This is a genomic window from Siccirubricoccus sp. G192 (assembly GCF_019084075.1).
Lineage (GTDB): Bacteria > Pseudomonadota > Alphaproteobacteria > Acetobacterales > Acetobacteraceae > G192.
The window spans coordinates 76,726-88,760 of the sequence record NZ_JAHREN010000001.1 but is presented as its reverse complement, the minus strand read 5'-3'; the positions used below and the strand labels follow the sequence as shown (position 1 = coordinate 88,760).

Here is a 12,035-nt window from a genome sequence, read left to right as displayed (position 1 = left end):
CCGCCAAAGGACAGCCGCCATGCTGCGCCTGCCGGCCCGCTCCACCGAGCAATGCGTCACGGCCAAGGCGGCTATTTCGCCCGTAGCAACAGCGCGTTTTTGCCATTCCTCTGGCGATGCCTGTTCCAAATGCATGAACGCGCCCTCCCTTTTGGGCATCATTCACACCTAATCCGATCGCGTAAGCCTGCCTGTCCGGTTTCGCACAACGGCAAAGGCGGGTCAGGGCGGGATCAGGAGCCCGGGAGGGAACCCAGCAGGCGGTGGAACTCGCGGCGGACGATGCCGTAGCACTCACAGGCGTAGGCTTCGAGGCCGGGCCGGTCGGTGATAGTCATGCGGCCGTTGCCATAGCGGATTACGCCCGCCTTCTGCAGCGTGCCGGCCGCAACCGTGACGCCGGAGCGCCGGATGCCCAGCATCAAGGACAGGAACTCGTGGGTCATCGGGAACTCGTCGCCCTCGGCCCGGTCATGCGCCATTAGCATCCAGCGCGCGAGGCGCTGCTCGACATGGTGGCGCCCGTTGCAGGCCGCCGTCTGCGAGACCTGCACATAGATGGCCATCGCGTAGCGCAGCAGCAGTGCCCGCAGGATGGAACTGCGCCCCAGTTCCTCCTGGAAGGCAGCCGCGTCCAGCCGCAACGCGGTGCAACCCGCCTGCGTCATGGCCTCGACAGGGGCACGGTCGGTGCCGAAGACGAGAGGCAGCCCGGCCATGCCCTCGTAGCCGATGAAGCCGACCTCGGCGCCATCGCCTTGCTCGAGCGCTGCCACCAAGGAGATCCAACCCGTCTCAGGGAAGTAAACCGCCGGAATAGGCTCGTCCGGGCGGTACAGGGTGTGCCGGGCGGGAAGCTCCACCAGGTCGAGCCGAGGCCGGAGCCGGGCGAGATCCTCGGGCGGCAGGGCCGAAAGCAGGCGGTTGCGCGGGGCAGGTATAGGCTGCTCAGGGAGGACCATGGCCAGTTCCTGTGACGGAGTGACGGCGGATGCACAACGCGCTTCCAGCCGCCCGCACCGGGAGCAGATAGCGGAGGACCGGCCCGATATGGCGATCCTGCCTATCCGGAAAGCCATTCATCCAACACAATTATCCGGCATTTGCATCAAACTGAGCTGCGGGAAACGAGCGACCGCAAACCGGCCCTTGCGTGCCCCGCCGTGCCGGCGCCGCAATCGCGCAGCCGCCTTCTCGTCACCATTTGCCATAGCGTGGTGATCTCCTCCTCGATGGCCTTTAGGGGCCACCACGCCGCTGGCCAGCGCGATTTTCGAGCATGTGCTGGGAGACCATCATGTCGACCACCACGCCGAACAGGAGTCCGGGCGCCCCGGTCGCCCGCAGCAGGCCGGTGCAGCCGGCCCGTGCCGAGGCGGCACGGCGCACATCGCCCAGCACCGCCGTGATCGCCTCATGGCCGCGAACCGCGCCTCGCCCATCCCCGGCCGCCTTCTGTCTCTCCATCCTCATCGAGCGCCTGATCAACCGGCTCAAGCAGTTTCGCCACATCGCAACCCGCCACGAAAAGCGCGTCGCCACCCCGATCGTCTGGACGGCCTCCGCCACCGATTTTCCCTGCGCCACCAGCACCTCCGCCTGGCGCAGCTTCGCCACGATCTCTTCGGGCGTGTGGGCCTTGTCACTGGTCGTTGGATGCAACCTTGAAACGGCCAGGGGGCGCGGCATGCAGGCCGCACCGTTCCATGGACCGTGGTGTTGGTGGTCAGGCGACCCTGCACGCTCGACAGCCAAGGTCATCGGAGTGGTGTTCGACACAAGCGGCTCCACCCTCCCGGACCCTCCCGGCAGGCCGGAACCCGGCCTGCACCGGTGGTAGTTCCTATACCAACTGTCCTATCGGATAACCGTCATGGGCGGAAAGCGGCTGTAGAAGGCGTGGCACTCGGATGTCCGCTCCAGCCTCGCGAGCGGACGTAAATGCGAGCCCTCTGGGTTCGCGCTTGATGGCATGGTGTGGCTGAGAGCGGAATGACAGCTTTCGGTTGGTCGAAGTGGCAAAGCTGACGTTACCGGCGTCTAAATAGTTCGGCTGGTGTCGACCCCTTGCCGACATTTCCTCAGTCGCCAATCGAGCGAATGACCTGCGCTGGATTTTCGTCATCTCACCGTCAGCAGGCCAGGTCCGCTTTCTGGGAGGAGACCGTGGCAAGCAGATGGCCGCAGTGGGCACGATGCCGCCGATCCTATCACTCTCGGCTTATGACCGCATTGCCCCCAAGCCAGACCTTGGCGGGCCGGACTTGGAGGTCCGAGAAAGGCGGCAAGCAGTCATTGGCCCGGGCCGCCAGATCATCCTAACGAACGCCGGTCCAGGGGTCGCCCGACCCCTGGTGGGGATGTCCGAGGGGGCAAGGCCCCCCTCGGCTTCAAGCCCGCCCCCGCAGCCGCGCCCACAGCATCAGCACCGCGTCATAGGGCAGGGCCGGCACCTCCCGCAGCCGCCAGTACCAGCGCTGCCGCCAACCGGCCGAGGCGCGGGGCGGGGGCACCGCGCGGGCCGGCAGCCCCGCCAACCGCAGCAGCGCCAGGCAGCGCGGCAGGTGGTAGCCGCTGCTCGCCACGAAGACCGGCCCGGCATGCCGCATCTCCCGCAGCAGCCGGGTGCAGGCGAGGGCGGAGGAGAGCGTGTCGGTCCCCGTCGGCTCCTGCCGGATGCGTCCCTCCGGCACGCCGAGGCCGCGCAGCAGCGCCGCCATCACCGCGCTCTCGGCCTCGCCGAAGCGGCCGCGGGCACCGGTCGGCAGGTAGAGCGCGCCGGGCAGGGTGGCGCCGAAGCGCGCCGCCGCCTCCACCCGTCGGCGCAGCGTTCCGCTGGCCCGCCCATCCGGCCGCACCGCGGCGCCGAAGATGATGATGGCGGGCGCGGCGGCCTCCTCCGCGGCGTTCACGCCGGGGCGGCGAGCAGCAAGCGGTTCATCGCCTCCATGCTGCGCCGGAGCGCCGCCAGGTCGCGCCAGAAGGTCTCGCGCGGGACGCCATTCGCCGCCAGCTCATCGGCGATGGCGCCGAGCGGGCGCCGCCCGTCCACCCGGCCAAGAATCGCCGCGGCGAGGCGCGGCATCGGCAGCGAGACGCGCAGCCCGTCGAAGCTCACCGGAATGGTGCCGTCCTTGGGTAGGCCGCGCGCCAGTGCCGCCCCATCCATCTCGCGCAGCACCGGCACGGCCTCGGGGCTCTCCCAGGGCGGCGCCGGGTCCGGCGCCTCGGCGCGCAGGCAATAGGCGATGTGGATGCCCATGTTGCCGGTGATGGCCTCGGCCAGCGCCGCGCGTTCGATTGGCGGCAGCCCCGCCATGCGGGCGCGCAGCTTCGGGTCGCTGAGATAGCTGTCGGGGTCGTAGCGCACCGGCTCCACCAGGCAGGCGATGCGGAGCCCCGCCGCCTGCACCAGCGCCGCGAGGGCCGGGATGGTGAAGGCGACATCGCGCGGGTTCAGCAGCAGGTCGTAGATCCCGGCATCGCCGCCCGAGATGTGGTCGGTCAGCCAGGGGTTGCGCCGGAGCCAGGCGGTCTCCGGCGCCTGCCGCCAGAGCCGCCGGGCGATGTCGATGCGCGCCGGCGGCGGCTCCTCCGGCGGCGCCAGCAGGCGCAGCGCATCCTGCAACATGTAGACCCCGGTGCGGCCATGCGGCGCATAGACCATCAGCCCGATGCCGCCCCCCGGCGCCAGGGCGCCGACCAGTGCCCTGAGCCCGGCCAGCGGGTCCGGCAGGTGGTGCAGCACGCCGCAGCAATCGATGTAGTCGAAGGGGCCGAGGCCCGACCCCGGCAATTCCAGCAGCGAGCCCTCGATGAAGTGGATGTTGTCCAGCCGCCGCGCCTCGGCCCGCGCCCGCGCGATCCGCTGCGCGGCGGCGCTGCGGTCGAGCCAGGTGACCTCGCCCGGCCGCCCGGCCCAGGCCAGGTGCTGCGCCAGCATGAGGGTGCCGTCGCCGGTGCCGCCGCCGGCCACCAGGGCGCGGAGCGGGGTGGAGGCGAGGCGGCGGGCGCCGAAGATCCAGTGGTCCACCTCCCTGAGATGGCTCGGGCTGCCCACCACCAGGCGCTTCGCCTCCTCGCGCGGGTCGCGGGCGGGGTAGGGATAGGCTTCGTATTGGGCGGCGAGATGGGTATCGGCGGCATCACTCATGGCCCGGCTGCATAGACCAAGCGCGCCCGGACCGGAACGCCACTGCTGCGCCATGCCCTGGAGGAGACCCTGACGGGCGCCGATGCCGGTTGTCGTTGCGGCGACGGGCTCGTATCTAGCGGGGATGCGCCGCTTCTTCCTGCCCGCCCTCCTGGCCCTGGCCGCCCTTTCCCTGCCGATGGCCGAGGCCAGGGCGCAGCAGCGGCTGGGCAGCTTCCAGTCCTGGACCGCCGCCACCCATACGGAGGGCGGGCACAAGGTCTGCTACGCCTTCGCCCGGGCCAGCAAATCCGAGGGCGTGCCCAACCGCAAGGCGAACAATGTCCTGCTGGTGGTGACGCACCGGCCGCAGGGGCGGGACCAAGTGGCGCTACAGGCCGGCTATACCTATCCGCGCACCCCTGATGGCGCCGCCGACCCGGTGCAGGTCGCGACCGGCGGGCCAGCGCTCGGCTTCTTCACCGCCGGCAACAGCGCCTTCGCCCGCAATGGCGGGGCCACCGTCGCCGCCTTCCGCAACGGACGCGAGGCGGTGGCGCGCGGGCCCGGCCCGAATGGCCGCGGCCAAGCCAGCGATACCTTTTCGCTCTCCGGCTTCACTGCCGCCTATGAGGCGATTTCCAAGGCCTGCCCGGCCGAGGGGGGAGCCCGCCGATGAGCGACCTCACCGCCACCGAGCGCGAGCGCATCCTGGCCAAGTCCGCGCTGTTCAACCCGCCGGACGCGACGCTGCCGGATGGCCGCCGCGACCTGGTCGGCCTCTCGCGCGAGGAGCTGGCGGCGGAGATGGCGGCGATCGGCGAGAAGCCCTTCCGCGCCAAGCAGCTCTGGCACTGGATCTACCACCAAGGCGAAACCGATTTCGCGAAGATGACCAGCATCGCCGGGCCGATGCGCGCGAAGCTCGCGGAACGCTTCGTGGTGGAACGCCCCGGCATTGCCACCGTGCAGACCAGCCAGGACGAGACCCGCAAATTCCTGTTCCGCTTCCGCGACGGGCAGCAGGTGGAAACCGTCTATATCCCCGACCGGCACGAGGACCGCGGCGCCGTCTGCATCAGCACGCAGGTGGGCTGCACGCTCTCCTGCCGCTTCTGCCATACGGGGACGCAGAAGCTGGTGCGCAACCTCGGCGCCGCCGAAATCGTCGGCCAGTTCATGGCGGCGCGCGACAGCTATGGCGAATGGCCGAGCCCGAAGGACGACAAGCCGCGGCTGCTCTCCACCATCGTCGTCATGGGCATGGGCGAGCCGCTGTACAATTACGAGGCCACCGCCAAGGCGCTGCGCATCATCATGGACCATGAGGGGATCGGGCTGAGCCGCCGCCGCATTACCCTCTCGACCTCCGGCGTGGTGCCGATGATGGACCGCTGCGGCGAGGAGCTCGGCGTCAACCTGGCGGTGTCGCTGCATGCGGTGACGAACGAGTTGCGCGACGAGATCGTGCCGCTGAACCGGAAATACCCGATCGAGGCGCTGATCGAGGCCTGCCGCCGCTATCCCGGCGCCTCAAACGCGCGGCGCATCACCTTCGAATACGTCATGCTGCGCGGCGTGAACGACAGCGAGGCGGAGGCGCGGGAATTGGTGAGGCTGATCCGCGGCATCCCGGCGAAGGTGAACCTGATCCCCTTCAATCCCTGGCCCGGCAGCCCCTACGAGACCAGCACGCTGCCGGCGATGACCCGCTTCGCCGATATCCTGAACGACGCCGGCTATGCCAGCCCGATCCGCCGCCCGCGCGGCCGCGACATCCTGGCGGCCTGCGGGCAATTGAAGACGGAGAGCGAGCGGCGGCGGGTGTCCGCGGCGCCCTGAGCGGGGCGCCGCCCTACTCCGCCGTCGCCCCGCTCTCCTTCACCACGTCAGCCCAGCGTTCGGCCTCCTCGCGCAAATACCCGGAATAATCCTCCGGCGTGCCGCCGGTCGGCCGGGCGCCCTGCGCCGCGAGCCGCGCCGCCACCTCCGGGTCGGCCAGTGCCGTCCGCACCGCGGCGTTCAGCCGCGCGATGGCGGCGGGGGGCGTGCGGGCGGGGGCCAGGATTCCCTGCCAGGCGCCCACCTCGAAGCCTGGCGGCATCATTCCGGATTCCGCCATGCTCGGCACCTCGGGCAGCAGCGGCGTGCGTTCCGCCGAGCTTACAGCGATGGCGCGCACCCGGCCTTCCCGGATCAGCGGCAGGGTGGTGACGACGGTGTCGGAGGTGAACTGAACATTGCCCGCCGCCGTGTCGACCAGCGCCGCCGCGGTGCCGCGATAGGGCACATGCACCGCTTCCGCCCCGATATGGCGCATCACCAGGAAGCTCAGCAGGTGCGAGATATTGCCGACGCCGCCCGAGGAGTAGGAAATGCGCCCGCCGCTCCCCCGGGCCCAGGCGATGAAGCCGGCGGGATCGCGCGGCGGCTGGGCGGGATGCACCACCAGCGCCAGCGGGGCGGCGGCGGTCAGCGCCACCGGCGCCAGGTCGCGCAGCAGGTCGTAGGACAGGCTGCGGTAGAGCGCCCGGCTGATCGCGATGGAGGAGGTGTTGTAGAGCAGCGTGTAGCCGTCCGGATCGGATTTCGCCACGGCATCGGCCGCGATGTTGCCGTTCGCACCGCCGCGGTTCTCCACCACCATGGGCTGGCCAAGCTCGCGCGCCATGCGCTCGGCCAGGATGCGCGCCACCACATCGGTGGGGCCGCCGGCCGGGAAAGCGACGACGAGCCGCACCGGGCGGGCCGGGAAGGGCGCTTGTGCAAGGGCGGGCCGGGCCAGGAAGAGGCCGGTGGAAAGCCCGGCCGGGAAGCCGGCGGCCAGGGCCAGGACATTGCGGCGTCGCATGGTGGTTCTCCTGCCTATGCGGTGTCGGGGTCGGGCCGGCCAGCGATCAGCCGCTTCACGGTATAGGTCATCACCGTCTCGCCCCGCTGGTTCAGCACGCGCACATCGGAAGTGACCACGGCGCGGTTGCCGCGCGAAGTGGGGCGGACCCCGACGACCGTCACCTCGGCCCCGACGGTATCGCCGAGATGCACCGGCGCCAGGGCCCGCAGGCTCATCTCCAGCAGCGCCAGGCCGGTGCCATGCACCATGCCCCTGAGCAGCATGCCCTCGATCAGCGCATGGGTCAGCGCCGCGGGCACCGGCCGGTGGCCCAGCGCGCCCGCATGCGTCGCATCCACGAAAAGCGGTTCCAGCATGCCGGTGACGGCGATGAAGCCGGCCAGGTCGGCCTCGGTCACGGTGCGGCGGAAGGTGCGGAAGCGCTGGCCCGGCCGCAGCTCCTGCCAATGGAAGCCCTGGCCGAGCAGGGGCGCCTCTGACGCCGGGGGAGGTGGAGTTGCTTCCATGCGCCTGGCAGCCTCCCCGCAAGCCGGGCCGGGGTCAACGCGCCATGCGGGATAGCGGGGGCGGAACCGCCTGACGGTGTTCCGGGTTGCTCCGCCGGCCCCTTCCGGGCCGGAGATCGCCATGGACGCCGCGGCCATCGTGGGTGCGCTCGCCACCCTCGCCTCCACCACCAGCTTCGTGCCGCAGGCCTGGAAGATCATCCGCACCCGCGACACGAAGGCGATCTCCACCGGCATGTATGCGGTGACTGTGCTGGGGTTTTCGCTCTGGCTCGCCTATGGGCTGCTGCTCGGGCAGTGGCCGCTCATTGTAACCAATGCCATTTGCCTCTTGCTTTCGGGTTTCATCCTGGCGATGAAGCGCCTGCCCAAGCGGAAGCGGCAGGCGGTGGCGGAGGCGCTGGACCCAAAAGTCTGATGCTGCCGCCATCAGGATCCGTTATAAGAGTGATTGAGTTAGAACTGAACTAGTTACAATAGTCGCCCGAATGCGCGGCGGCGCATCGCCAGGCTGCCAGCCAGTGTGGCGGTTGCGGCCATCTGGACATCATTCCTCATTCGTTTCTGGCACTGGCCGTGACCGGTCGGGCCTTGGCGCCAAGAGGGGCGCCGAAGCCATTTTCCCGCCTGCCGCTCGATCGGAGCGGCAATCCCGGCCCGTGGTGGGCCACCGTTCCCGCATCCCGGGGGCGGCCTTCGACATAACATGTTGCAACTATTGAGTTTACACCAAATTCGCCGGCCGATCACTTTTTCGGCATTTTCTGCTTGCAGATTGAGGCGAATGGATTTTGTATAAATCAACCTTTGGTGGAGTTACCCCTTGTCCGGTACAGCCAATCTCCCCGCCTTCGCGCCGCTCGGCGCGGGCGATATCGTCAGCCTCTCCTTCCAGAATGCCGGCACGGCGGCGCTGAAGGGCGGCGTCACCACCTTCGGCCAGGTCTTCGCCCTGGGTGAATTGCCGGGGGGGGCGGGCCTCAAGGCGATCGTCGGGGGGGGGCGGAAGTGGCGGTACAGGTGGACGTGAAAACCACCTATGCGGACGGCTCGGCCAAGATGGCCGTGCTTTCCGTGGTGCGGCCCGACCTCGCCGCCGGGGCTGCCGTTGATGTTGTCCTGTCGCGGGGCGCCGGCACGGCCGGGGGAACGGTCGACCTGCTGGGCGGGCTCGGCGGCCATTCCTTCGCGGTCGACCTGACGGCGCATGGCGGCGGCACGGTGCATGTCGATGTGCTGGACGCGCTGCGGCATGCGCTGGCGGATGGCTCCGCCTCCTTCTGGCAGAAGGGGCCGCTGGCTTCCCAGGCGCGGGTGGAGGTCGAGCTTGCGGGCTCGCAGCGCCTCGTCTTCGACGTCACCGCCTTCAAGGGTGGCGGCCTCTCGGTGGATGCGCAGTTCAAGAACGACCAGGCGATGGAGGCCGTGGGCGGCAGGGTCGCCTATGATGTCGTCGTCACCATGGACGGGCACGAGGCGGCGCGGGAATCCGTCGACCAGGGGCAGTACCAGAGCTGGCACCGGGACTTCACGGCTGGCACGGATGGTGGCCAGGGCCTCGGCGATCCGGCCAGCGGCTGGCTCAACATCCGCCAGGATACCGCGCATCTCGAGAAGACGGGTGCGGTGGCCAATTACAACCTCGCCCTGGGCGTGCAGGACAGCCTGCTGGCGTCATACCAGTCCAGCATGAACGCGCCCGGCTGGGGCGACCCGCTGGCCGCGAACGGCGTGACCCAGTACATGCCGATGACCGGCGGGCGCCCCGATATCGGCATCACCACCCAGGCGAACACGGCCTGGCTGATGACCCAGGATGCGCGCGCCGCCGGCTATGCCATGGGCCAGGCCGAGGCGGCGAGTTCGGTGCCCTGGCATTTCTGGGACGAGGCGCATGGCACCTGGCTCAATACCGACAACTACCCGAACCTGTGGATCGACTACCGCGGCACCGGGGGCGTGCCAGGCGACCGCGCATCGGGTGGCCTGACGCAGCTGCTCGATGACTCTTCCGGCTGGGCGCCGGATACGGCGCATATGCCGAACCTGTCCTATGTGCCCTATCTGCTGACCGGCGAGCGCTGGATCCTGGACAACCTGAACGCCCAGGCCTCCTACAGCATCATGTCGCAATGGCCCTACCCGCGTGGTGGCGCCGATGACAACGTGATCAACATCAACCAGCTGCGCGGCTCGGCCTGGAGCATGCGGGAAATCGAGGGGGCGGCCTGGGCCAATCCCGACGGCAGCGTCGAGAAGGCCTATTTCGAGGCCGCAGGGAATGCCAACTGGAAGTGGCTGGTCTCCATGATCCCCACCTGGACGGCGGCCCAGGGGGAGGCGCATGGCTGGGTACCGAGCGGCATGGACGGCACCATCGACAATGTCGGCATCTCGCCCTGGCAGCAGGACTACTTCGCCTCGGTCGCCATTGCCGCGGCGCGGCAGGGCAATGCGGATGCATTGACCTTCCTGAACTGGCAGACGAACTTCCTGGTCGGCCGCTTCACCAGCGAAGCCAAGGGCTTCAAGATGCATGATGGCGCAGCCTATCACATCGCCATCGCGGATGAGGCAACGGGCGCGGTCTACAAGACCTGGGCCGAGATCGGCGCGGCGACCGTGGCGCGCGGGCTGTCCAACGGCGACGGTTGGGACGCCAGCGGGGGCAATTACGGCCAGCTCGCCCTCGCCACCCTGAGCGGCATCTACCAGCTCACCGGTTCCACCGAGGCGGCGGCGGCCTATCGGGCGCTGGCGGCTGACCACCCGCCCTATACCGGGACGGCTGACTTCGCGAACGACCCCACCTCTGCGCTCACCCCGCCGGACCAGGGCAGCTGGACGCCCCCGCCCCCGCCCCCGCCCGAGCCCACACCCACACCTGAGCCGACGCCCACTCCCACACCCACTCCCACCCCAACACCCGAGCCGACGCCCACCCCAACGCCGACGCCCGAGCCGACGCCCACCCCAACCCCCACCCCCACACCGTCCACGGGAAATGCCACCATCGGCAGCGGCAGCGACACGCTGGTGCTGCGGGTGAGCCAGGATGCCTGGAACGGCAGCGCGCAATACACGGTCAGCGTGGACGGCAAGCAGATTGGCGACATCCTGACGGCAAGCGCCCTGCACGGCTCGGGGCAGAGCGACACCATCACGGTGAAGCTCGACCTGGCAGCCGGCCCGCATGAGGTAACGGTCAACTTCCTGAATGATGCGTGGGATGCCACGCATGACCGGAACCTCTACGTCGAGAGTGCCACCTATAACGGCACCGCGGTGGCCGGCGGCTCGCTGGGGATGTACTCGGGCGGACCGGCCATGTTCACCTTCACCGAAGCGCCCGCGGCCGGCCCCACTCCGACGCCCACACCGACGCCGACGCCTGTTCCAGGCAACGTGCCGCCGGCGAAATTCGGCAACTCCCCGACCTGGGGCCAGGACGCGCAGGTCTCGATCGAGCATCAGACCTATGCCGGCGTGGGGGTCGCCACCTTCATCGCCACCCCCGCCTGGGGTACGGTGCAGGCGGTGCAGATGGTGCCGGCGAGCTGGTCCGCCGGCTATGCCAGCCATCTCGGCTTCGGCAACTTCGTGCAGGCCAACCTCGACCTGCATGCCGCCGGCAGCACCGACCTCGATGTCCTGCTGGTCGGCGCCAAGCGGGGCAATGTCATCCTGGGCGACGGCGATGACCACATCACCTGGGTGGCGCATTCGGATACCCGCGGCGCCGGCAATGCCATGGTGATCGAAACCGGCGGCGGCGACGATGTGGTCCTCGTCACCGCGGTCGGCCTTTCCGCGCTGGCGGATGGCTTCAAGGCCGGCAATGGCGCGCTCTACAATGCCGCCTATGATGGCCAGTACTCCTGCGCGCAGGTGACCCTCGGCGCCGGGCACGACAGCGTCACGGCCGAAGGCATGGTCAAGCTTACCGTCCAGGGCGGGGCGGGCTTCGCCACGGTCATTGGCGCCGGCGGCAACGATGTCATCCATGCGGGCACGGGCGGTGGCAACTTCACCGGCGGCGCCGGCAAGGACACCTTCGTCTTCGAGCGCGGCGATGGCCATGTGGTGATCGAGGATTTCACCTCGCGCACCGACAAGCTGCAGTTCGTCGGCCTGACCGCCGCCGATGTGCACATGGCCAAGGCCACGGAGGGCGGCGTTGCCGGCCTGCTCGTCACCTACGACAACACGGGCGACAGCGTCTTCCTCGCCCATGTCAGCAAGCTCGTCGCCAGCGACTTCATCTACGCCTGATACCAGCGGACCGGTCCATGGACCGGTCCGAGGCGCCGATGGTGCGAGGCCGGCAAACTGGCGGCCTGCGCATCAGGCGAAGCCTGCCTTGCAGCGACGCCGGCCTTCCGCCGGCGCCGCTGCGGGGCCACTGAATGCGGCGGCCCTGCCCGGCTGCCGGCAGGGCCGGGCGGGACCCCGATGTTCCGCCCGGATCGACGGGGCATCCCGCAAACCGCAACGGGACGGAATCCGGCTTCCGTCCGTCCGGCCCTGATCCGCGCAAGACTAT

Annotated in this window: 11 protein-coding genes; 5 read left to right on the top strand and 6 right to left on the bottom strand. The window is 69.5% G+C overall.

Annotated elements, in window-relative coordinates:
* Positions 1-233: 233 nt before the first annotated feature.
* The 4 genes from KSF81_RS00450 to KSF81_RS00435 all read right to left on the bottom strand — a co-directional run bounded on the left by KSF81_RS00450 (position 234) and on the right by KSF81_RS00435 (position 4,153).
* Positions 234-962, bottom strand: coding sequence for a Crp/Fnr family transcriptional regulator (locus tag KSF81_RS00450; RefSeq protein ID WP_217377257.1), 729 nt, complete (start codon positions 960-962; stop codon positions 234-236).
* Between the two features lie 277 nt (positions 963-1,239).
* Positions 1,240-1,689: a hypothetical protein gene (locus tag KSF81_RS00445; protein WP_217381865.1), complete on the bottom strand. Its 450-nt coding sequence runs from the start codon at positions 1,687-1,689 to the stop codon at positions 1,240-1,242.
* Between the two features lie 701 nt (positions 1,690-2,390).
* Positions 2,391-2,912, bottom strand: coding sequence for a YdcF family protein (locus KSF81_RS00440; RefSeq protein WP_217377256.1), 522 nt, complete (start codon positions 2,910-2,912; stop codon positions 2,391-2,393).
* A complete protein-coding gene (locus KSF81_RS00435) occupies positions 2,909-4,153 on the bottom strand; it encodes a bifunctional 2-polyprenyl-6-hydroxyphenol methylase/3-demethylubiquinol 3-O-methyltransferase UbiG (protein ID WP_217377255.1) in 1,245 nt (414 codons plus the stop codon). Before KSF81_RS00435 ends, KSF81_RS00440 begins: the two co-directional genes overlap by 4 nt.
* Before the next feature lie 82 nt (positions 4,154-4,235).
* On the opposite strand from KSF81_RS00435, the gene KSF81_RS00430 reads away from it, so the two are divergent.
* Together KSF81_RS00430 and rlmN are read left to right on the top strand one after the other, a co-directional pair.
* Positions 4,236-4,811: an invasion associated locus B family protein gene (locus KSF81_RS00430; RefSeq protein WP_254453290.1), complete on the top strand. Its 576-nt coding sequence runs from the start codon at positions 4,236-4,238 to the stop codon at positions 4,809-4,811.
* The gene (gene rlmN / locus KSF81_RS00425; protein WP_217377254.1) at positions 4,808-5,974 is read left to right on the top strand and encodes a 23S rRNA (adenine(2503)-C(2))-methyltransferase RlmN; all 1,167 of its coding nucleotides are present in this window, start codon (positions 4,808-4,810) and stop codon (positions 5,972-5,974) included. Before KSF81_RS00430 ends, rlmN begins: the two co-directional genes overlap by 4 nt.
* Positions 5,975-5,987: 13 nt before the next feature.
* On the opposite strand, the gene KSF81_RS00420 is transcribed toward rlmN, so the two are convergent.
* The gene (locus KSF81_RS00420) at positions 5,988-6,983 is read right to left on the bottom strand and encodes a tripartite tricarboxylate transporter substrate binding protein (protein ID WP_217377253.1); all 996 of its coding nucleotides are present in this window, start codon (positions 6,981-6,983) and stop codon (positions 5,988-5,990) included.
* A 14-nt stretch (positions 6,984-6,997) separates the two neighbouring features.
* Complete coding sequence (locus KSF81_RS00415) at positions 6,998-7,492, bottom strand: MaoC family dehydratase N-terminal domain-containing protein (RefSeq protein ID WP_217377252.1); 495 nt, start codon at positions 7,490-7,492, stop codon at positions 6,998-7,000.
* Between the two features lie 121 nt (positions 7,493-7,613).
* Here KSF81_RS00415 and KSF81_RS00410 point away from each other — a divergent pair, with 121 nt between their 5' ends.
* From KSF81_RS00410 to KSF81_RS31230, 3 genes are all read left to right on the top strand, one after another.
* Positions 7,614-7,910 (top strand): SemiSWEET family sugar transporter, encoded by a 297-nt coding sequence (locus tag KSF81_RS00410; protein ID WP_217377251.1) that lies wholly within the window; start codon positions 7,614-7,616, stop codon positions 7,908-7,910.
* 405 nt (positions 7,911-8,315) lie between these two features.
* Positions 8,316-8,522: a hypothetical protein gene (locus KSF81_RS00405; RefSeq protein ID WP_217377250.1), complete on the top strand. Its 207-nt coding sequence runs from the start codon at positions 8,316-8,318 to the stop codon at positions 8,520-8,522.
* Positions 8,513-11,764, top strand: a complete 3,252-nt coding sequence (locus KSF81_RS31230) for a carbohydrate-binding domain-containing protein (RefSeq protein ID WP_217377249.1) — start codon at positions 8,513-8,515, stop codon at positions 11,762-11,764. Before KSF81_RS00405 ends, KSF81_RS31230 begins: the two co-directional genes overlap by 10 nt.
* The last annotated feature ends 271 nt before the right edge of the window (positions 11,765-12,035 follow it).

What these genes read in the sequence shown, in the direction of transcription:
- KSF81_RS00450 (WP_217377257.1), bottom strand. Translation starts at nt 962, where the DNA reads ATGGTCCTCCCTGAGCAGCCTATACCTGCCCCGCGCAACCGCCTGCTT.
- KSF81_RS00445 (WP_217381865.1), bottom strand. Translation starts at nt 1,689, where the DNA reads ATGCCGCGCCCCCTGGCCGTTTCAAGGTTGCATCCAACGACCAGTGAC.
- KSF81_RS00435 (WP_217377255.1), bottom strand. Translation starts at nt 4,153, where the DNA reads ATGAGTGATGCCGCCGATACCCATCTCGCCGCCCAATACGAAGCCTAT.
- KSF81_RS00430 (WP_254453290.1), top strand. Translation starts at nt 4,236, where the DNA reads ATGCCGGTTGTCGTTGCGGCGACGGGCTCGTATCTAGCGGGGATGCGC.
- rlmN (WP_217377254.1), top strand. Translation starts at nt 4,808, where the DNA reads ATGAGCGACCTCACCGCCACCGAGCGCGAGCGCATCCTGGCCAAGTCC.
- KSF81_RS00420 (WP_217377253.1), bottom strand. Translation starts at nt 6,983, where the DNA reads ATGCGACGCCGCAATGTCCTGGCCCTGGCCGCCGGCTTCCCGGCCGGG.
- KSF81_RS00415 (WP_217377252.1), bottom strand. Translation starts at nt 7,492, where the DNA reads ATGGAAGCAACTCCACCTCCCCCGGCGTCAGAGGCGCCCCTGCTCGGC.
- KSF81_RS00410 (WP_217377251.1), top strand. Translation starts at nt 7,614, where the DNA reads ATGGACGCCGCGGCCATCGTGGGTGCGCTCGCCACCCTCGCCTCCACC.